This is a genomic window from Aquabacterium sp. (genome assembly GCF_036273115.1).
Lineage (GTDB): Bacteria > Pseudomonadota > Gammaproteobacteria > Burkholderiales > Burkholderiaceae_C > Aquabacterium.
The window spans coordinates 51,119-71,745 of the sequence record NZ_DASUIN010000009.1 but is presented as its reverse complement, the minus strand read 5'-3'; the positions used below and the strand labels follow the sequence as shown (position 1 = coordinate 71,745).

Annotated in this window: 20 protein-coding genes and 1 tRNA gene; 9 read left to right on the top strand and 12 right to left on the bottom strand. The window is 58.7% G+C overall.

The genetic code is table 11. The annotated features are described in order from the left end of the window. The first annotated feature begins 233 nt into the window (after positions 1-233). Together VFW72_RS03965 and VFW72_RS03960 are read left to right on the top strand one after the other, a co-directional pair. Positions 234-701, top strand: coding sequence for a MerR family DNA-binding transcriptional regulator (locus tag VFW72_RS03965; protein WP_329672971.1), 468 nt, complete (start codon positions 234-236; stop codon positions 699-701). A 67-nt stretch (positions 702-768) separates the two neighbouring features. Beyond that, positions 769-1,674, top strand: a complete 906-nt coding sequence (locus VFW72_RS03960; protein ID WP_329672970.1) for a bestrophin family protein — start codon at positions 769-771, stop codon at positions 1,672-1,674. 82 nt (positions 1,675-1,756) lie between these two features. Here the strand turns inward: VFW72_RS03960 and VFW72_RS03955 are convergent. The 6 genes from VFW72_RS03955 to cysS all read right to left on the bottom strand — a co-directional run bounded on the left by VFW72_RS03955 (position 1,757) and on the right by cysS (position 7,722). Continuing rightward, positions 1,757-1,849, bottom strand: a tRNA-Ser gene (locus VFW72_RS03955). A gap of 70 nt (positions 1,850-1,919) precedes the next feature. Then, positions 1,920-3,179 carry an aspartate kinase gene (locus VFW72_RS03950; RefSeq protein WP_329672969.1) on the bottom strand — a complete coding sequence of 420 codons (1,260 nt, stop codon included), beginning with the start codon at positions 3,177-3,179 and terminating at the stop codon, positions 1,920-1,922. Between the two features lie 71 nt (positions 3,180-3,250). After that, on the bottom strand, positions 3,251-4,627 hold the full coding sequence (gene tilS / locus VFW72_RS03945) for a tRNA lysidine(34) synthetase TilS (protein WP_329672968.1): 1,377 nt from the start codon (positions 4,625-4,627) through the stop codon (positions 3,251-3,253). Between the two features lie 4 nt (positions 4,628-4,631). Next, a complete protein-coding gene (locus tag VFW72_RS03940; RefSeq protein WP_329672967.1) occupies positions 4,632-5,603 on the bottom strand; it encodes an acetyl-CoA carboxylase carboxyltransferase subunit alpha in 972 nt (323 codons plus the stop codon). 32 nt (positions 5,604-5,635) lie between these two features. Beyond that, positions 5,636-6,220: a DNA-3-methyladenine glycosylase family protein gene (locus tag VFW72_RS03935; RefSeq protein WP_414638771.1), complete on the bottom strand. Its 585-nt coding sequence runs from the start codon at positions 6,218-6,220 to the stop codon at positions 5,636-5,638. A 113-nt stretch (positions 6,221-6,333) separates the two neighbouring features. Continuing rightward, the gene (gene cysS, locus VFW72_RS03930; RefSeq protein ID WP_329672965.1) at positions 6,334-7,722 is read right to left on the bottom strand and encodes a cysteine--tRNA ligase; all 1,389 of its coding nucleotides are present in this window, start codon (positions 7,720-7,722) and stop codon (positions 6,334-6,336) included. A 219-nt stretch (positions 7,723-7,941) separates the two neighbouring features. Here cysS and VFW72_RS03925 point away from each other — a divergent pair, with 219 nt between their 5' ends. The 5 genes from VFW72_RS03925 to VFW72_RS03905 are packed head-to-tail and all read left to right on the top strand — an operon-like array spanning position 7,942 to position 12,187. Further along, the gene (locus VFW72_RS03925; protein WP_329672964.1) at positions 7,942-9,048 is read left to right on the top strand and encodes a tetratricopeptide repeat protein; all 1,107 of its coding nucleotides are present in this window, start codon (positions 7,942-7,944) and stop codon (positions 9,046-9,048) included. Next, positions 9,048-10,334: a L,D-transpeptidase family protein gene (locus tag VFW72_RS03920; protein WP_329672963.1), complete on the top strand. Its 1,287-nt coding sequence runs from the start codon at positions 9,048-9,050 to the stop codon at positions 10,332-10,334. The genes VFW72_RS03925 and VFW72_RS03920 overlap by 1 nt, the downstream gene beginning before the upstream one ends. Beyond that, complete coding sequence (locus VFW72_RS03915; RefSeq protein ID WP_329672962.1) at positions 10,331-10,897, top strand: peptidylprolyl isomerase; 567 nt, start codon at positions 10,331-10,333, stop codon at positions 10,895-10,897. Before VFW72_RS03920 ends, VFW72_RS03915 begins: the two co-directional genes overlap by 4 nt. A 1-nt stretch (position 10,898) precedes the next feature. Next, positions 10,899-11,399 carry a peptidylprolyl isomerase gene (locus VFW72_RS03910; protein WP_329672961.1) on the top strand — a complete coding sequence of 167 codons (501 nt, stop codon included), beginning with the start codon at positions 10,899-10,901 and terminating at the stop codon, positions 11,397-11,399. Then, entirely contained in the window at positions 11,399-12,187 is a 789-nt protein-coding gene (locus VFW72_RS03905) for a UDP-2,3-diacylglucosamine diphosphatase (RefSeq protein WP_329672960.1), read from the top strand. Before VFW72_RS03910 ends, VFW72_RS03905 begins: the two co-directional genes overlap by 1 nt. Before the next feature lie 116 nt (positions 12,188-12,303). Here the strand turns inward: VFW72_RS03905 and clpA are convergent, their stop codons facing one another. Continuing rightward, the gene (gene clpA / locus VFW72_RS03900; RefSeq protein WP_329672959.1) at positions 12,304-14,625 is read right to left on the bottom strand and encodes an ATP-dependent Clp protease ATP-binding subunit ClpA; all 2,322 of its coding nucleotides are present in this window, start codon (positions 14,623-14,625) and stop codon (positions 12,304-12,306) included. Beyond that, positions 14,622-14,975, bottom strand: coding sequence for an ATP-dependent Clp protease adapter ClpS (clpS, locus tag VFW72_RS03895; protein WP_329672958.1), 354 nt, complete (start codon positions 14,973-14,975; stop codon positions 14,622-14,624). The genes clpA and clpS overlap by 4 nt, the downstream gene beginning before the upstream one ends. A 276-nt stretch (positions 14,976-15,251) precedes the next feature. Here clpS and VFW72_RS03890 point away from each other — a divergent pair, with 276 nt between their 5' ends. Next, positions 15,252-15,545, top strand: a complete 294-nt coding sequence (locus VFW72_RS03890; protein WP_329672957.1) for a cold-shock protein — start codon at positions 15,252-15,254, stop codon at positions 15,543-15,545. Positions 15,546-15,634: 89 nt separating this feature from the next. Here the strand turns inward: VFW72_RS03890 and icd are convergent, their stop codons facing one another. The 3 genes from icd to hemN form a co-directional block, all read right to left on the bottom strand. Continuing rightward, positions 15,635-16,888, bottom strand: a complete 1,254-nt coding sequence (gene icd, locus VFW72_RS03885) for an NADP-dependent isocitrate dehydrogenase (protein ID WP_329672956.1) — start codon at positions 16,886-16,888, stop codon at positions 15,635-15,637. Between the two features lie 168 nt (positions 16,889-17,056). Then, positions 17,057-17,737, bottom strand: a complete 681-nt coding sequence (locus VFW72_RS03880; protein ID WP_329672955.1) for a sulfite exporter TauE/SafE family protein — start codon at positions 17,735-17,737, stop codon at positions 17,057-17,059. A 51-nt stretch (positions 17,738-17,788) separates the two neighbouring features. After that, on the bottom strand, positions 17,789-19,174 hold the full coding sequence (gene hemN, locus VFW72_RS03875) for an oxygen-independent coproporphyrinogen III oxidase (RefSeq protein ID WP_329673017.1): 1,386 nt from the start codon (positions 19,172-19,174) through the stop codon (positions 17,789-17,791). A gap of 136 nt (positions 19,175-19,310) precedes the next feature. Here hemN and fnr point away from each other — a divergent pair, with 136 nt between their 5' ends. Next, the gene (gene fnr / locus VFW72_RS03870) at positions 19,311-20,129 is read left to right on the top strand and encodes a fumarate/nitrate reduction transcriptional regulator Fnr (RefSeq protein WP_329672954.1); all 819 of its coding nucleotides are present in this window, start codon (positions 19,311-19,313) and stop codon (positions 20,127-20,129) included. A gap of 89 nt (positions 20,130-20,218) precedes the next feature. Here the strand turns inward: fnr and VFW72_RS03865 are convergent, their stop codons facing one another. After that, on the bottom strand, positions 20,219-20,542 hold the full coding sequence (locus tag VFW72_RS03865) for a hypothetical protein (RefSeq protein WP_329672953.1): 324 nt from the start codon (positions 20,540-20,542) through the stop codon (positions 20,219-20,221). Positions 20,543-20,627 lie beyond the last annotated feature (85 nt).

The window sequence follows — 20,627 nt, the reverse complement described above, 5'->3', positions numbered from 1 at the left end:
CGCACGGCCAATTGGCCCCGTTGATTGAATCGATGAGCAAATGTAGGACTGGTTTACGTTAACGTCAACACAGTACCGATAAGGTTAAACACTTATACAATACGGAAACTCGATCTTCTACTCTGCTCGAACGCCTCTCCAAGGGCGTCGATCACCAGACTGAACGACCAGGTCAAGCCCGCACTATGAACCCGCAGCATCAAGCCACGATCACTTCGATCCACGCGCCCCAAATGGACACCGAACAAGACGACGCCTGGCCCGAAGACATGAACCCCGCCACAAGCGCACGACTGCGCGACAGCGATGAGCTCATCGGGATTGCCGAAATGTGCGATGCCTTTCAGGTCTCGCCACGCACCCTGCGCTTCTACGAAGAAAAGGGGCTACTTACGCCTCGCCGTATCAACGGCACCCGCGTGTACTCACGACAAGACCGCGCCCGACTGGCCCGCATCCTGCGCGCCAAGGCACTGGGCACACCACTGTCGGAGATCAAGAACTACCTTGACATGTATGGTCAACATGGCGAAGGTCGTATCCAGCAGTTGATCTACGCCATCGAAAAGACCGATGCCGCTATCAAGGAACTCGAAGCCAAGCGTGCCCAGATCGATGCCTCACTGGCAGAGATGCGCCTGATCAACGAAACCAGCCGCAAAGCCTTGGCCAAGAAGCGCGGCGATAGCGCCGAACACTGATGCCACAGGCGAAGGCACCCTGACGCAGTGCCACAATGGGCGATCGTTTTGAATACGATCGCTCCCGATGATTGTTCGCCCCCGCCCCAATTGGCTGCGCATGCTTTTCGTGCGCCGCGGCTCCATCCTTAAAAAGGTCTTGCCACAACTGGGGGTCATCACAGCCCTATCCATCCTGGTCGTGATCTTCCATGGCGAACTGCTTCACTGGAAGGTCACACTCACCACCGTGCCCTTTTCCTTGGTCGGGGTGGCATTGGCGATCTTCCTCGGGTTTCGCAACAGCGCCAGCTACGACCGATACTGGGAGGCGCGCAAGCTCTGGGGCAAATTGCTCACCGACAGCCGCAACGCCACACGGCAGTACCTCACGTTCATCGGCACCGAGGCCCGCCCCTTTGTTCTGGGCCTGGCCGCCTATGTCCACGCGGTCAGACACCAACTGCGCAACACTGACCCCACCCGAGACATGCAGCGCTTGCTGCCTGCGGAATTGATGCCCAGGCTAGCCAACAGGCAAACCCCGCCGCTGCAGATCATGATGTGGTTAAGCGAATGCCTGCGCCAGCATCGCCTCAAGGGTGAACTCGACGCCATCCTGGCTTCTGAACTCGACAAGTCCTTGACCGGCCTGAATGATGCTTTTGGCGGGTGCGAACGCATTGCATACACGCCGCTGCCCTTCACTTATTCCGTGATCCTGCACCGAACGGTGTATCTGTACTGCTTCATGCTGCCGTTCGGCCTGTTAGACGCCATCGGCTTCATGACCCCGGTGATGGTTGCCTTTGTGGCCTACACCTTCTTCGCCATCGAAGCCTTGAGCGACGAGATCGAGGAGCCGTTCGGCCTGCTGCCTAACGACCTGGCACTGGATGCCATGGCCACCAACATCGAAAGCGCCCTGCTGGAAATGCTGGGTGACCGCGAGCTCCCCAAGCCTGTTGAGCCCGTCAATTTCCTACTGACCTGAACATCCCGGCAAACCAGCCAAGCAAAAAGAAGCAAAAAGCGAAAAACCCCTGCAAGCAAAGCTCACAGGGGTTTTGATTCGCTGGCGGAGTCGGAGGGATTCGAACCCTCGATGCAGCTCATCACCGCATACTCCCTTAGCAGGGGAGCACCTTCGGCCTCTCGGTCACGACTCCAGCTCAAGCAAGCATTATAGCCAGGAAATCAGCGCTCCTTGCGAGCGCTGTCTCCAAAACAACGCACCGATCAGGCGGCTGCCTTGCCTTCCAGGCCAAATGCTTTGTGCAGGGCGCGCACAGCCAGCTCCATGTACTTCTCGTCGATCACGACGGAGGTCTTGATTTCGCTGGTGGTGATCATCTGGATGTTGATGCTCTCGTCCGACAGGGTCTTGAACATGGTGGCGGCAATGCCAGCGTGGCTGCGCATGCCGATGCCCACGATCGAGACCTTGCAGATCTTGGTGTCACCCACCACTTTGGCAGCGCCCAAGGTTGGCAGAACTTGCTTTTCCAGCAGTTCCACGGTCTTGGCGTAGTCGTTGCGGTGCACGGTGAAGGAGAAGTCGGTCTTACCGTCGTGCGACACGTTCTGAATGATCACGTCGACGTCGATGTTGGCTTCTGCAACCTTACCCAGGATTTGGTAAGCGATGCCAGGGGTGTCGGGCACGCCGACCACGGTGATCTTGGCTTCGTCGCGGTTGAACGCGATGCCGGAAACAACGGCTTGTTCCATGTTCTCGTCTTCCTCAAAACTGATGAGCGTGCCAGACTTGGCTTCTTCTTCCAGGTTGATGTCCCAGGGGGTGAAGCTGGACAGCACACGGGTGGGCACGCGGTACTTACCGGCGAACTCCACCGAACGGATCTGCAGCACCTTGGAGCCCAGCGAGGCCATTTCCAGCATTTCTTCAAAGCTGATGGCGTTCAGGCGGCGAGCTTCAGGCACCACGCGTGGGTCGGTCGTGTACACGCCGTCCACATCGGTGTAGATCAGGCATTCGTCGGCCTTCAAGGCAGCGGCAATCGCCACGGCCGAGGTGTCAGAACCACCACGACCCAGGGTGGTGATGTAGCCTTCAGGATCCACACCCTGGAAGCCGGTGATCACCACCACTTTGCCTGCGGCCAGATCGGCACGCACGCGCTTGTCGTCAATGCTTTCAATGCGGGCCTTGGTGAACGACGAATCTGTCTTCACGGGCACTTGCCAACCAGCATAGCTGACGGCGTCCATGCCTTCAGCTTGCAGTGCGATGGACAACAAGCCCACGGACACTTGCTCACCTGTCGAGGCAATCATGTCCAGCTCGCGCGGATTGGCGCGGTCAGAGAGCTCTTTTGCGAGACCCAGCAAGCGGTTGGTTTCACCACTCATGGCCGAAGGCACGACCACGATTTGATGACCCGCACGCACCCACTTAGCCACGCGCTTGGCCACGTTACGGATGCGCTCGGTCGAGCCCATCGACGTGCCGCCGTATTTGTGAACGATCAGTGCCATGTCTTTGTCAGGAAAAAAACCGCGCGCAACCAAACACAAATCAGACCAATCGCGCGATCAAACCCGGCATTTTAGCCCTTGCTCGTCTCCGCCGGCAACGAAAGCCATGTCAAATGCGCCCGGCTTTGCGCTGGATCGATCACGGTGGCACGGGCATCCATCCCCAATGCCGGCACGAAAAGCAGCCGATTCTGGCTGTAGACCAGTGGAGCATGGCGCAACCAAGCTGGCACACCCAGACTCTGAAACTGCTTCTTCAAACACCGAGCAGGCCGGTTTGCCGCGATCTGAAACGACTCGCCACCAGACCTCGCCAACAGCCGAACCTCCGCCAAGCTCGACCAAGGCACCCCCGGCTGATCAGGAGCGGCCTCGCTCACTTGCAACACGCCCGCCCATTCGGGAACCGAATAGGCGCCGGGCCCAGACACGCTCAGACACACCGCCGCCCCCGATGGGGTATGTGGCCTAATGCCTTGAGCCGGAACGGGGCCGGCATCAGCGCCATACCAGGACAAGGCCCCCCGATACAAGCCCAGCGACACCTCGGGCCAATGGGCTTGACGCCCCGCCAACAGGGCGGCCGGCACCTCGTCACACAACCGATAAACCCAAGCCCGAGAAAGAGGCTGCCCCGCCACCTGCTGCACCCAGTGGCGCAAGAGCTCACGCCGCTCCGGGGCCGGTCGAGCCATCCAGGCCGTGGCATCCAACGCCAACGCCCCGACGGACAGGGACTTCAGTTCAGCATCTGCCCATCGCGCCAGGCACCAGGCCGCATCGGCGCTGTGTTGCGCTGCATGCGCCAGAGCCTGATCGACCTGGGGAAACTGCGACCGCCACACCGGCATCACCGAAAGCCGCAAGCGGTTGCGGGCAAACCGTTGATCCGCATTCGAATCGTCATCGATGTAGCTCAAGCCATGTGCAGCGACATACGCCTCGATCTCGGAACGCTCTCGATCCAGCCAGGGGCGACTCCAGACGACCCCATCGCGCTCAATGCACTCAGGCATGGCAGCCAGACCAGCCACCCCCGCCCCGCGCATGGCCTGGAGCAAAAAGGTTTCTGCCTGGTCCTGCCGATGATGCGCCAGCATCACCAGGTCGGCACCCGCCTCTCGCGCCATGCGAGCCAGTGCATCGTAGCGCGCCTCTCGCGCCACCGCCTCCAGGCTGTCGCCCGCCGGCACATTCAAGACCAGCTTGTCTGCACGCAGGCGCACCGGCAACCCTTGTGCTGCCCAAGCCTCACACTGGGTGTGGGCATGCTGCAACCAAGCATCGGCATGTGCGCTCAAGCCATGGTGCACGTGCAGGGCCACCACCTCGGCGCCCAAAGATTGGGCCACTCTGGCGCAGGCATAAAGCAAAGCGGTGGAATCTCTTCCACCGCTGTAGGCCACCGCAAAGCAGGTTGGCCCGGTCTCAGGCACGACCTGCTGCATGGGTTCAATGTTCCTTGGTATCGGTGAAACGACCGTAGCTCTGCAAGCGCTCGTAACGTTGATTGAGCAAGTCTTTCACTTTCAGGTCCGACACCTGGCGGAAAGCATCATTGAGCGCACGCTTCAAGTTGGCACAAGCCTGCTTGTGATCGCGGTGGGCACCGCCCACGGGTTCGCTGATGATCTTGTCAATCAGACCCAAGGCCTTCAAGCGATGCGCGGTGATGCCCAATGCTTCAGCTGCATCCGACGCGCGGTCTGCGGTTTTCCACAGAATCGAGGCGCAGCCCTCCGGCGAAATCACCGAATACACCGAGAACTGCAGCATCAGCACCTGGTCGGCCACGCTGATCGCCAAAGCGCCACCGGACCCACCTTCCCCAATGATGGTGGTGATGATGGGCACTTCCAGGCGCGCCATTTCGAAAATGTTTCGGCCAATGGCTTCCGACTGGTTGCGCTCCTCGGCACCAATACCGGGGTAGGCGCCAGGCGTGTCCACGAAGGTGAACACGGGCAAGCCAAATTTTTCAGCCGTCTGCATCAGACGCAAGGCCTTGCGATAGCCCTCCGGGCGCGACATGCCGAAATTGCGCATCGCGCGCTCCTTCGTGTCACGGCCCTTCTGGTGACCGATCACCATGCAGGGCTGGCCATTGAAGCGCGCCAAACCACCCACGATCGATTGATCGTCTGCAAAGTGGCGATCGCCGTGCATTTCCTGGAAATCTGTGAACAGCTCGTTCACGTAGTCCAGGGTGTAAGGACGCTGCGGATGGCGGGCAATCTGCGTGACCTGCCAAGGCGACAGGTTGGCGTAGATGTCCTTGGTCAACTGCATGCTCTTCTTGCTCAAGCGGTCGATTTCCTCGGAAATATCGACCGCTGACTCGCTCTGCACGTAACGCAGCTCTTCGATTTTGGATTCCAGCTCCGCAATGGGTTGCTCGAATTCCAGAAAATGTCGCTTGCTCATGGCAATGTGTCCTCTATCAAGCCGCAACCGTATCAGTACTCAGATGGCACCGGATCCAGACTGCGCCACAGGTACCAGGTTCCGACGGTGCGGTAAGGCGCCCAGGCCTCGGCGATGTCACGCGCTTCGGCTCGCGACACCGGTTCACCACTGAAGTAATTCTGACTGATGCCTTTGATCAATCCAAGATCATCCAAGGGCAGCACATTCGGCCGCATCAGATGGAAGATCAGAAACATTTCGGCTGTCCAGCGCCCGATGCCTCGGATATCGACCAACTCGTCGATGATCGCCTCGTCATCCATGCCCTCCCATTGAGACACATGCACGGCGCCTTCATGGAAGTGCTTGGCCAGATCCAGCAGGTAATCGGCTTTTCGCGCAGACAGCCCGGCCGAACGGATCTGCTCAACGGACAAGACCAGCACCCCCTCGACCGACAGGGGGCTGCGGGTGTCCTGCGGGCCGTTGCCGACCACCGCCAACAAGCGCTCCCAAACCGATTGGGCCGCCTTCACCGAAATCTGCTGCCCCACGATGGACCGAGCCAAGGTGGTGAACGGATCGCGACGGCTATACAGGCGCGCAGAGCTGTGCTCGGCGATCAGCTTACGCATGACGCGATCCCGTTTGGACAGATGCTTGCAGGCCTCGTCCCAATAAGGAGGCGTCACGCGGGTCCCCGGCGGCACCGCGACCGAGTCAGGCTCCGCCTTCGCTAGGGCTGACTTCACGCCTTGACCCATGTGGTCCCCTGAGCACTGTCTTTCAACACGATGCCCTTCGCTTGCAGCTCCTGACGGATGCGATCGGCCTCGGCAAAGTTCTTGGCGGCTTTGGCGGCAGCACGTGCCGCAATCGCGGCTTCAATCGCGGCCACATCGTCACCGGAAGCTGCGCCACCTTGCAGATAAGCCCGAGGCTCTTGCTGCAGCAAACCCAAGATACCGGCCAGGCCCTTGAGCAAACCAGCATGGGTCAGCGACCCCGTGCGATTGACCTCGGCAGCCAGTTCGAACAACACCGCCACCGCAATAGGTGTGTTGAAGTCTTCGTCCATGGCCGCCTTGAAACGCGCGGCATGGTCTTGGGCCCAGTCGATCTTAGAGGTATCAACGCCGCTGAGATCAACCGAATCAAGTGCCGTGTACAGACGACGCAGCCCTTGACGGGCATCATCCAACCCGGCATCGCTGTAGTTGAACGGACTGCGGTAGTGCACTCGCAACATGAAGTAGCGAACGGTCTCACCATCGTAGCTCTTGAGCACATCACGGATAGTGAAGAAGTTCCCCAACGATTTGGACATCTTTTCGTTGTCCACATTGAGGAAGCCGTTGTGCATCCAGTAATTGACAAAGCGCTTGCCACTGGCCCCTTCGCTTTGGGCAATCTCGTTTTCGTGATGGGGGAATTGCAGATCCAGACCACCGCCGTGAATGTCGAAATGCTCACCCAGCAAGGCACAACTCATGGCCGAACACTCAATGTGCCAACCCGGGCGGCCTGCGCCAAATGGCGAATCGTATTTCGCATCCGCTGGCTCTTCGGGCTTGGCTGCCTTCCAAAGCACAAAGTCAAGCGGATCTTGCTTACCGTCATCAACGGCCACGCGCTCGCCGGCACGCAATTGGTCAAGCGACTTGCCCGACAACTTGCCATAGCCTTCGAACTTCCGTACGGCGTAGTTCACGTCGCCATTGGAGGCGCGATAGGCCAGGCCTTTTTGCTCGAGCTTGCCGATCATGTCGAGCATCTGCCCCACGTACTCGGTGGCCCGAGGTTCGTGGTCTGGCATTTCAATGCCCAGAGAACCGATGTCCTTGTGCATGGCATCGGTCATCTCGTCGGTCAACTGCCGAATGGTGATGCCCCGCTCCACCGCGCGACGAATGATCTTGTCATCAATGTCGGTGATATTGCGAACATAGTTGACACGAAAGCCAGAAGCCTTCAACCAACGCTGCACCACATCGAACGACATCATCATGCGGGCATGGCCCACGTGACAGTAGTCGTAAATCGTCATGCCGCACACATACATACCGACCTGGCCTGGCACCATCGGCACGAAGGTTTCGACCTGTCCGGAAAGGCTATTGAATAAACGCAAAGTCATGGAATTCGGAGTTATCGCGGCGCGAACAAGACACACTTACAACAAAGAGCGACCCTGCCGGCCAAGTCGGGAAAGCACATATCAGGCTTGCCCAGACCGCTCAGATACAATCGACCGAGTATACCGGCCCGCCCGAAAACGGGCTTTGCGGCACACCAAGCCACAGGCCCAGCCACTCATCAGACGCTCGACGTTCATCCACACCGGACAATGAATTACATGCCATCGATTGCGCGAATCATCGCGGCGGCCTGCCTCTCTTTGACGGCTGCCACTGTATTTGCAGACGAAGCAGCTGAAGTACAGAAATTGCTGGCCGCCGGGAAAAATCCCGAAGCCTTGCAAAAGGCGGATCAATATCTGGCGGGCAAGCCCAAAGACCCGATGATGCGCTTTCTGAAAGGCATCAGCCTCTCGCAAGCCGGCCGCACCACAGACGCCATCAGCGTGTTTGTGAAGTTGACGGAAGACTATCCCGAGCTGCCCGAGCCCTTTAACAATCTGGCCGTTCTTTACGCCCAGCAAGGGCAGTACGACAAGTCGCGCAATGCGCTCGAAATGGCGATTCGCACCAACCCGAGCTACGCAACGGCCTACGAAAACCTGGGTGACGTCTACGCCAAGCTGGCCAGCCAGGCTTACTCCAAGGCGCTGCAGATCGATACCAAGTCCAACGTGGCGCCCAAGCTGGCCATGATCAAGGATCTGTTTCCGCGTGAGCGCAACAGTCTGATCGCTTCAGCGGGCGGCACGGCGGCCACCATGGCTCCGGCGCCCCAGCCTGCTCGGGTGGCGGCGCCTGCGCCGGCCCCCGTGGTTGCCCCAGCTCCGGCTCCGGCACCCCAGCCGGTACCTGCGCCGATCGCAGTGCCGCCCAAGCCAGTGGTGAAACCAGCAGCCCCCGTTGCGGCCCCAGCCGTCGTAGCTGCGGCGCCTGCCCCCGAGCCGAAGGCTCCAGCCAAAGCCGAACACAAACCTGAGCCAACCTCCGGCCGTGAGCGAGAGGTCGACTCGACCGTGCGAGCATGGGTCTCCGCCTGGAGCAAAAAGGACCTCAACGGGTACTTCTCGTTCTACGGCAAAGAGTTCAACCCCGGCAAGTCGCGTAAAGCGTGGGAAGACGAGCGTCGCGCCCGTATCATGGGCAAGCGCAACATCTCCATCAAAATTTCCAACATGAAGATCGCGGTGAACGGGAACAAGGCCAGCGCCACCTTCCGCCAGGACTACCGTGCCGACGGGCTGTCAATTGGCGGCACGAAGCAACTCGACCTGGTTCGCTCCGGCAACACCTGGTTGATCGTGAAGGAAAGCTCTGCTTCCTGATGATGGCTGGATCTGGAAAGACATCCCTGTCTCTGGCGCTTGCCTGCGCTGGCGTTCTCTGTGCCAGCCTCATGGGGGCGGCGCACGCGTCGACTCGCGCCAAGGCCGTCGCCGCTAAACCCACCCCAGCGGCGGTCAAGCCAGCACCACCGCCCTCACCTGCGCCACAGAAACAATCCGCATCGGCCGAGATCCGACTGATCGAGATCTACAAGCTGATTGGTGCAGGTCAGACCCGTGAGGCGCTTGGCAAGGCACAAGCGCTGGTCAACGACGTTCCCCATTTCCATCTGGCTCAATTGGTGTATGCCGACCTGCTGATGGCGCGAACCAGCAAGCTCAGCACCATGGGCGCGGCCCCAAGTAATCTGTCGGCCATGGCGCCGCAGCGCCTCGAGCAACTGAAAACTGAGGCAGAACGCCGGCTCGCCGCATTGAAAGAGCGCCCGCCTGCTGGCGCGCTGCCCGCCCAGTTCATTGAACTGCCACCCAGCACCCGACACGCCATCGCTGTCGACGCCACGCGCTCACGTCTTTACCTCTTCGAAAACGGGCCCAACGGCATGCAACTGGTGGCGGATCACTACGCCTCGGTCGGCCGCCTTGGCATCGAAAAGAGCACAGAAGGTGACCAGCGCACACCATTGGGCGTTTACTACATCACCAGCCGACTGGACGGCCACCAACTGACCGACTTCTACGGCTCGGGCGCCCTGCTGTTGAACTACCCCAACGAGTACGATCGCCGTCAAGGCCGCACCGGAGGCGGCATCTGGCTCCATGGCGTTCCCAGCGACAGCTATGCCCGCAGCCCAAATAGCACGGACGGGTGCGTCGCCCTGGCAAACCCGGAATTGCGCACGATTCTTGACCGTGTTCAGCCTCGCTCCACCCCGGTGGTGATCGCACGATCTCTGCAGTGGATACAGCCTGGCAGCGCAGAACAAGACCGCCGCAACGTTCATCACTTGATAGAAGGATGGCGCATGGCCCGAGCCAGTGGCGATGTCAATCGCCTCCTGGCCTTCTACTCGCCTCAGTTCTCCAGTGGCGCCTATGACTTCTCGCAGTGGCGAGCAGCCCTGACCAAGGAAGTGGGCCAACAGAAAACTCGCAGCTTCCAACTCAAGGATCTGTCCATCCTGGGTTGGAAAGACAAAAATGACCTGCTGGTCGTCACCTTCGGAGAAGTCGCCGATGGCCAACGCACCGGTTCGATCAAACGTCAGTATTGGGGCAAAGAGGGTGGCCTCTGGAAAATTTTCTACGAAGGAGTGATCGGATGATCCGCAAAACCATGTTGACACTGGCCGGCGTGTCGGCCGCACTGACCTTCAGCCTGGCAGCTCACGCCCAGACAGTTCGCATCACCACCAACCAGGGCGACATCCTGGTTCAACTGGATGCCGCCAAGGCCCCCAAGTCGGTTGACAACTTCCTGCAGTACGCCAAGGCAGGCCACTACAACGGCACGATCTTTCACCGTGTCATTGACGGCTTCATGATTCAAGGCGGCGGCTTCACACCCGACATGCAGCAAAAGCCGACTCGTGCCCCGATTCCCCTGGAAAGCCGCAATGGTCTGAGCAACGTGCGCGGCACCATTGCCATGGCCCGCACCAACGTGCCTGACTCAGCCACCTCGCAGTTCTTCATCAACGTGAAGGACAATGGCTTCCTGGATGCCGCCCGCTCGCCTGACGGCAATGGCTACGCCGTGTTCGGCAAGGTCACCCAAGGCATGGACGTGGTCGACAAGATCCGCAAGGTTGAGACCACCCAGCGTGGCCCCTACGGTGACGTGCCAGTTCAAGCCGTCATCATCAAACAAGTCACCATTGAGAAATAACATGACCAAAACCGTTGAACTCACCACCTCGGCTGGCGTGATCCGCCTGGAACTCGACGACGCCAAGGCCCCCGTCACCGTGGCCAACTTTCTGGACTACGTCAACAGCGGCCACTACAACGGCACGATCTTCCATCGCGTCATCAAGGGCTTCATGATTCAAGGCGGCGGCTTCGAGCCCGGCCTGAAGCAAAAGCCCACGAAAGAGCCGATTCAGAACGAAGCCAACAACGGCCTGAAGAACGACCGCTACACCATCGCCATGGCTCGCACCAGCGCCCCCCATTCGGCCAGCGCTCAGTTCTTCATCAACGGCACCAACAATGACTTCCTGAACTTCAAGTCGGAAACCCCCAATGGCTGGGGCTACGCCGTGTTCGGCAAGGTCGTGGCCGGCACCGAAGTGGTTGATGAAATCGAGAAAGCCAAGACCGGCCGTCAAGGTTTCCACGATGATGTGCCGAAAGAAGACATCGTCATCATCAAGGCTGTCGAAGTCTGATGCCAAACGGGAAGCTCCCCTTCCCGTCCTATGCAGGACACCTCAGTGCACCGCCCTCGTGGCGGTGCATTGATTTCATCTCCGATATCCATCTGGACCCGGATTTACCCAAGACCACTGCATGCCTGGCGCAGTACCTTCGTACCACGCCAGCTGATGCAGTGCTGATTCTGGGCGACCTGTTCGAGGCATGGATAGGCGATGATGTGCGCTTCGAGTCTTACGAGAGCCAGTGCGTCGACATGCTCGCCAACGCCGGGCGGCGCCTTTACCTGGGCATCATGGTGGGTAACCGCGATTTTCTCGTCGGCTCGGAACTGGTCACCGCCTGCCACGCCCATGCCTTGCAAGACCCGACGGTCTTGCGAGCCTGGAATCAGACGTGTTTGCTGATGCATGGCGACGAACTCTGTCTGGCAGACACCTCCTACCTGCAGTTCAGATCGCAGGTACGCCAAACCGCCTGGCAAGAGCGCTTCCTGGCTCAGCCCCTGCCACAACGCCAAGCGGCCGCCAATCAGATGCGCCAAGCCAGCCAAATGCACCAGAAGAGCATGGCTCAAACAGACTGGGCGGACGTCGATGAGGCCACGGCAGGCAATTGGATGACAGACAGCGGCGCCCAATGCCTGGTTCACGGGCACACCCACCGTCCTAGAACCGAGTCGTTTGGCCCTGGTGTACGTCACGTGCTGAGTGACTGGGACCTAGATCACACGTCGCAACCACGCGCGCAAGTTCTACGCTGGACTGAGGTGGGCTTCAACCGGATCGACCTCGCCACCTGAGATGGAGCGAGCCCTGAGTGCCAAGTAAGCGCCAAGTGCGCCTCAAGGCCCCAAAAAAGAAAAGGCCGAACAAACGTCCGGCCTTCTAACAAAGAGGGGCATCATGCCCCTCTGATTCATTCGGCCGTCGCCGCTTCTGGTTTCGTCTTGTCAATCTTGCGATGCGGCTGGATGTCGAGCTTGACCTCGGGCTCACCGGCACCGTTGTCCACCACATCGACAGTCAGACGACCACCGTCGACCAGGCTGCCGAACAACAGCTCGTCAGCCAAAGCCCGACGAATGGTGTCCTGGATAAGTCGCTGCATCGGACGAGCCCCCATCAGCGGATCAAAGCCCTTGCGTGCCAAGTGACGACGCAAGGCGTCTGTGAACGTCACTTCGACCTTCTTCTCTGCCAACTGGCTTTCCAGTTGCAGCAAGAACTTGTCGACCACTCGCAGGATGATTTCCTCGTCCAGCGGCTTGAAGCCCACGATCGCATCCAGACGGTTGCGGAACTCAGGCGTGAAGGCTCGCTTGATGTCGGCCATTTCGTCGCCCATCTCGCGCTGAGTGGTGAAGCCAATGGTCGACTTCTGCAGGGTCTCGGCGCCGGCATTGGTGGTCATGATGATCAACACATTCCGGAAGTCGGTCTTGCGGCCGTTGTTGTCCGTCAGAGTGCCATGGTCCATGACCTGCAGCAGGATGTTGAAAACATCCGGGTGAGCCTTCTCGATCTCGTCGAGCAGCAGCACCGCATGCGGCTTCTTCGAAATCGCTTCGGTCAGCAAACCACCCTGGTCAAAGCCCACATACCCTGGAGGCGCACCAATCAAACGGCTGACGGCATGGCGCTCCATGTACTCGGACATGTCGAAACGAATCAACTCAATGCCGAGGATGTAAGCCAGTTGTTTGGCGACTTCGGTCTTACCCACGCCCGTGGGCCCACTGAACAAGAACGAGCCAATGGGTTTGTCTGGCTTGCCGAGTCCTGAGCGCGCCATCTTGATGGCCGCTGCAAGGGCGTCAATGGCCGCATCTTGACCAAACACCACACTCTTGAGATCTCGGTCGAGGGTCTTGAGCTTGGAACGATCGTCGCTGCTCACGCTGGTCGAAGGGATGCGGGCAATCTTGGCCACAATCTCTTCCACCTCCGCGCGGGTGATGGTCTTCTTCTGTTTGCTCTTGGGCAGGATGCGTTGCGCTGCACCCGCTTCATCGATCACATCAATGGCCTTGTCGGGCAAATGACGGTCATTGATGAACTTGGCTGACAACTCTGCGGCAGCTTGAAGCGCACCCACTGCGTACTTCACGCTGTGGTGCTCCTCAAAGCGCGACTTCAAGCCCTTGAGAATCTCGATGGTCTGCTCAACAGTCGGTTCAACCACCTCCACTTTCTGGAAGCGACGAGACAGCGCGGCGTCCTTTTCAAAGATGCCGCGGAACTCGGTGAAGGTTGTAGCGCCGATGCACTTCAACTGGCCGGAACTCAATGCGGGCTTGAGCAGATTGCTCGCGTCCAGTGTGCCCCCGGATGCGGCTCCAGCTCCGATCAGGGTGTGGATTTCGTCAATGAACAACACAGCACCGGGCTGCTCCTTGAGCTGCTTGATCACCGCCTTGAGGCGCTGTTCAAAATCACCACGGTACTTGGTACCTGCCAGCAAGGCTCCCATGTCGAGCGCATAGACCTCGGCATCAGCCAGCACATCGGGCACATCCTTTTGCGTGATGCGCCAGGCCAGGCCCTCAGCGATGGCGGTCTTGCCAACACCAGCTTCGCCCACCAGCAGTGGGTTGTTCTTGCGACGACGGCACAGCACCTGGATGACACGCTCGACCTCGGTATCGCGACCGATCAGCGGATCAATCTTGCCATCGCGAGCCATCTGGTTCAGGTTCTGCGTGTACTGCTCCAGTGGCGAGGCCTTGCCTTCTGCCTCTTCCTTCTCGGGCTCAGCACCACCGGTGGACTCAGACGACGACTTCGCCGATTCAGGTGGGTCGGCCTTGCGAATGCCGTGGGCGATGAAATTGACCACATCCAGACGAGTCACCCCCTGCTGGTGCAGGTAGTAAACCGCATGCGAATCCTTCTCGCCGAAGATGGCTACCAGTACATTCGCCCCGGTGACCTCCTTCTTGCCACTGCCCGAGCTTTGCACGTGCATGATCGCGCGCTGAATGACACGCTGGAACCCCAAGGTGGGCTGGGTGTCAACCTCATCGGTGCCCCCCACTGTCGGCGTGTTGTCTCGGATGAACTGATCCAAGTTCTTGCGCAGCTCATCCAGGTTAGCGGCGCAGGCCTTCAACACCTCGGAAGCAGAGGGGTTGTCGATCAAGGCCAACAGCAAGTGTTCGACGGTGATGAACTCGTGACGTTGCTGTCGGGCCTCGACGAAGGCCATGTGCAAACTCACTTCCAACTCTTGCGCAATCATGCGGTCTCCAGAATGCACTGCAGGGGATGCCCGGCGCGCCGGGCGGCGGCAAGAACGAGTTCGACCTTAGTGGCCGCGACATCTTTGGTGAAGACACCGCACACACCACGACCTTCGTGGTGGATTTTCAGCATGATCTGCGTTGCCGTCTCGATATCGTGACGGAAATATTCCTGCAACACCAGAACAACAAACTCCATTGGCGTGAAATCGTCATTGAGCATCACGACCTGGTAGAGCTTGGGCGGTTCAACCGCTAATTTTTCATGCTCGGCCACAACCGCACCCTGCCCATCTTCCGATGGACCGGATGGCTTGGATGCAACCGGGTGGAATAACCTTTTCGTCATGAATCGATTCTACGAGAGGGGCTTCCCTCGTGTCATGACATCTTGGGGTCACCGTGCACTTATCAAGGCCATGAAATTCACGCCAACAACAGCACTATTCAAACCACCGTTGCGGCACAGCCACCAGATCACCATCAACACCCCGATTGGACACCCCTAGTTTCGCAATATGAAACATTTATGTACCAAAACGGTGTGTTACCCCTAGCAAGTTCCCTTGACAGCCCCAAAAGCGACTCAGAAAATGTGAACAAATTCACATACAGGAGGGACAGTATGGCCACAGGCACTGTCAAATGGTTCAACGACGCCAAGGGCTTCGGCTTCATCGAGCCGGACCAAGGTGGTGGTGACGTTTTTGCCCACTTTTCTGCCATCCAGATGGACGGCTTTCGCACCCTCAAGCAAGGCTCCAAGGTCACTTACGACCTTGTTGCTGGCCCAAAGGGCATGCTGGCTCAGAACATTCAACCGGTCGACGGTGGCACGGCATCAGAAGCTTTGAGTGACCCGCTGGCAGACATGCACTTCCGGGAACACATCGACTCCGGTCGCAGTCTGCAACACTGACCGATCAACCCACAAAAAAAGCCCGCTTGAATAAGCGGGCTTTTTGTTTCGAGCGTGCCTGTGGGGACCGGCCCCACAGCTTAACGAGCTCACATGTTGTCGATCATGACCTGGCCAAAACCAGAGCAAGACACCTGAGTGGCACCTTCCAGCAAACGAGCGAAGTCATATGTCACCTTCTTGCTCAGGATCGACTTTTCCATCGAACTGATGATCAGGTCAGCCGCCTCGAACCAACCCATGTGACGCAGCATCATCTCGGCGGAGAGGATCTCGGAACCTGGGTTCACGTAGTCCTTGCCCGCATACTTGGGCGCAGTGCCGTGAGTGGCTTCGAACATGGCCACCGAGTCAGACAAGTTCGCACCGGGAGCGATACCAATACCGCCAACCTGAGCGGCCAGAGCGTCAGAGATGTAATCGCCGTTCAGATTCAGGGTGGCGATCACGCTGTACTCAGCCGGACGCAACAGAATTTGTTGCAGGAACGCGTCAGCAATTGCGTCCTTCACGATGATGTCCTTGCCCGTCTTCGGGTTCTTGAACTTGCACCATGGGCCGCCGTCAATCAATTCGGCACCGAACTCATTCTGAGCCAGCGCGTAACCCCAGTCACGGAAGCCACCTTCGGTGTACTTCATGATGTTGCCCTTGTGAACCAAGGTCACGCTGGGCTTGTCGTTGTCGATGGCGTACTGCAAAGCCTTACGCACCAGACGCTCGGTACCTTCACGAGAAACCGGCTTGATACCGATACCCGACGTTTCGGGGAAGCGAATCTTCTTGACGCCAAACTCGGTCTGCAAGAAGGTAATCAGCTTTTTGGCCTTGTCGCTTTGCGCCTCAAACTCGATACCGGCGTAAATATCTTCCGAGTTCTCACGGAAGATCACCATATCGGTTTTTTCAGGTTCCTTCACGGGCGAAGGCACACCCTTGAAATAGCGCACGGGACGCAAACAGACATACAAATCAAGTTCCTGACGCAAGGCCACGTTCAGCGAACGAATGCCACCACCCACGGGGGTTGTCAGCGGGCCCTTGATCGAGACCACGTAGTCTTTCAAAACCTGCAGCGATTCTTCAGGCAGCCAGACGTCTGGGCCATACACGCGGGTCGACTTTTCGCCTGCGTAAATTTCCATCCAGTGGATCTTGCGCTGACCACCGTAGGCCTTGGCCACCGCGGCATCAACCACCTTGATCATCACGGGCGTGATGTCAAAACCAGTGCCATCCCCTTCGATATAGGGAATGATGGGATTGTTAGGAACATTAAGCGAGAAGTCCGGGTTGACCGTGATCTTCTGCCCACCTTCGGGCACTTTGATGTGCTGATACATGACGTTGGTCTCCGCGTTTGGCGTTTCCGTAAAACCGCGTTGCCATGGATATCGGCAACGCGTAAATCATTCTACGCCAGGGGGTACCAATAACATCCGAATAAACCTGATATCGACAGGTTAGTCACGCCAATATTCCCAATAGATCCGGGGAATAGGTGACTCACTTTAACCACACCAGGCCTGCCATTGCGCCACCAAGTGATGAATCAACCCCCACCCTGCCATGGCCGCCAACATCCCACCCGCCAGGCGAATGGACCAAGCCGGGTTGCGCCAACCGGATCCGATCGAAGCAAGACGCTGAACCAGGCGTGGCGCGACCCAGACAGCCACACCACTGGGCAGTGCAAAGCTCGTCATGACCAACGCCCCCGACCACATATTCGGCGCCAGCGCAGCGACTGTCACCGCCGCGTAAAGCAAACCGCACGGCAGCAGCGCCCAGCCCATGCCCGCCACGAATGGAGCCGACTGACTCACCCAAGGCGAGACGGATCCGTCCGACACACCCCTGGCCCAGCGGGCCCGCAACCGGTGATAAACATCCAGCCCCCATTGGTCCAGTTGCCGCGGCATTCGCCCAGAAAGCAATAACCAGACCCCCAGGCACACAGCCATGGCCTGCGCGATGAGCCAAAAGGGTTTAAGGAAAGCGACCTCGCGGCTCCATTGAGATACCGAGCCAGCGCTCGCCGCAGCCACCGCTCCGAGCAATGCATAGCCGGCCCAGCGCCCGACCAAGGCCTGCCAGGGCAACGCGCGTCGCAAGGCCGCCGCACAGGGCACGCCACACATGGTCGCGCAATGCGGGGCTCCACCGAGCCCCATCAAGAAAGCAGTCAGCATCAGGCCGGACACCATGCCAGCCCCCGATCGACACTCAAAAACTGCAGACGGTCAAATGATGCGAGAGAAGCGCTCGACGGTTCGATCCGCTTGGAGATAGCGATCGAAGACCATGGCGATGGCACGAACAAAGTACCAACCCAACTCAGTAACCCGCACACCATCGGACTCCAGTTGCACCAGCCCCGACTCCACGAGCGGTTCCAGCTGACGCAGCTCAGCCGCAAAGTATTGCTTGAAATCGACCAGATACGCCAACTCGATCGATTCAAAATCGACCCGCCCCTGGCACATGATCGCCATGATGACCGCACGACGGACGAGGTCATCTCGACTCAAAGTCAGGCCTCGCACCACCGGCAGTTCGCCGCGCTTGAGCGCGTCGTAGTATTCATCCAGGGTTTTGGCGTTCTGACTGTAGTTGGGCCCGATGCGACCGATGGCCGAGACGCCCAACGCAATCAGATCGCTGTCAGGATGGGTGCTGTAGCCCTGGAAATTCCGATGCAGTCGACCTTGACGCTTGGCCACACTCAGGCTGTCTTCGTGCAGCGCGAAGTGATCCATGCCGATGTAGTCGTAGCCAGCCCCCCCGAAAGCATCAATGGCCATCGACAGCATGCCGATCTTGTCGCCCGCCTTGGGCAAAGCTGACGCATCGATGCGGCGCTGTGGCTTGAAGCGTTGAGGCAAGTGAGCATAGGCGTACAAGGCAATCCGATCGGGCTTGATCGAAATGACCTGATCCAGCGTACGGCGGAAGCTCTCGGGCGTCTGGTTGGGCAACCCGTAGATCAGATCCATGTTGATCGAGGTAAAGCCCTCAGCTCGGGCAGCCTCCATCAACTGCGCCACCTGCTCAAAGGGCTGGACCCGATGCACCGCCTGCTGAACCGCCGGATCGAAATCTTGCACGCCAAAGCTCAAACGATTGAAGCCAATGGCAGCCAACCTCTTGAGCCGAACCGGATCAATGGTGCGCGGATCGATTTCAATCGCGTACTCGCCCCCCGGAACGAACCGAAAAGCCGATTGCAGCATGCCGATGAGCTGCTCAAGCTCATCATCTGTCAGGAACGTCGGGCTGCCGCCCCCCAAATGCAACTGAGAAACAGGCTGACCGCGGCCCACTCGGTTCACCACAAGATCAATCTCGGTGCCCAGCGCTTTCAGGTAGGCCTCGGCACGCTCGTGGTGTTTGGTGATGATCTTGTTGCAGGCGCAGTAGTAGCACAACGACTCGCAGAACGGAATGTGCACATAAACCGACAATGGTGTCGCCACCCCACCGGCAAGCCCCTCTCCCCGCTGAGTCAGCGCCTGAGCATACTGGTCAGGTCCGAACGCCTCCACAAACCGATCGGCTGTCGGGTAGGACGTGTACCGAGGACCCGCCACATCCAACCGGGAAAGCACATCCGGGGAAACATGGGGCACCGAAGTACGGGAGCTGGAAAGGGCGACTGATTCACTCATGCGCCGGACTGTGCCAAACTCGCGCATTGCAGGGTTGATTTAGCTCAAGGTGAACGCCAGAGATCTGGCAACAATCGTGCAACCTTTGAGGTTCCTCATGTTGAATAGCTCCATCCCGATCGTTTCGCCTACAACCACCGACAGCCACGAACATTGCCCGCACCATAAAGGCGAACCCTGCGGCTCCTCCGCAGGTCCGGTGAAGTACGAGTCGTTCAAAGTTGCCTGTTCCAGCTGCAACTTGCGTGAACTGTGTCTGCCAGTGGGCTTGACGCAACCTCAACTGTCCCATCTGGATTCCTTGGTCGCTACCCGCAAGACCGTGAAGCGGGGCGACGCCCTCTTCCACACTGGCGACCCCTTCCGCTCGGTTTACGCGGTTCGTACCGGCTTCTTCAAGACACGCATCTCGGCCGAAGATGGCCGCGATCAAGTGACCGGCTTTCAAATGGCTGGTGAGTTGATCGGTTTGGATGGCATCAGCACTGACCGACATGCCTGCGACGCCATTGCGCTGGAAGATTCACAGGTATGCGTAATTCCCTACAGCCAACTCGAGGAACTGTCGCGCGAGTTTTCCGACTTGCAGCACCAGTTCCACAAGATCATGAGCCGTGAGATCGTGCGCGATCATGGCGTGATGTTGCTGCTCGGGAGCATGCGTGCGGAAGAACGCCTGGCAGCATTCCTGCTGAATTTGACCCAGCGCCTGCATGCAAGAGGTTTCTCGTCGTCGGCACTGGTTCTGCGCATGACCCGGGAAGAAATTGGCAGCTACCTGGGCTTGAAGCTGGAGACCGTCAGCCGGACATTCTCAAAGTTCCAGGAGGAAGGTCTACTGGAAGTCAAGCAGCGTGACATTCGGATCACAGATGAAGCAGGCTTGAAAGCCTTGGTCAACAGCGTTCGCTATTGACCCGCCATCGTTGACCCGCCATCAGGCTGATGGCCTCCAATAAAAAAACCCGCTGACGCGGGCTTTTTTTTGGGCAGACGCTGGGGATGTCACGCCATGGACCTTGCGTGATGCCGATGATGACGTCGATGAGAGCGGCGCCCCTCACGCGTCAACGATGGTTGCGCCACCACATGATCAGCCCCGGACTGCCCGTTGGCGTTCAACAGCCAGTGGGAAATCAGGCCAGACACAGCCGTGAGCGCCCAAAACACAAAAAATGCGAGGGTGTAAACAGCCTGGGGCGCCACATGTTCGCCCAGAAGAGTGATGTCACCCGGATCCACCCAGGCAAAAACGACCATTTCGATCACACCTGCCACCACAAAAGCGGGCCAGAGTATCTGTGCGGCACGCACTGCACGAAGGGACATGGACTCTCCTTTCAGTTCAGAACAGGAAACACACCCATATTCCTACCGTTGTGCATTGAACGCCTGAGGAAATACCCCTACCGCC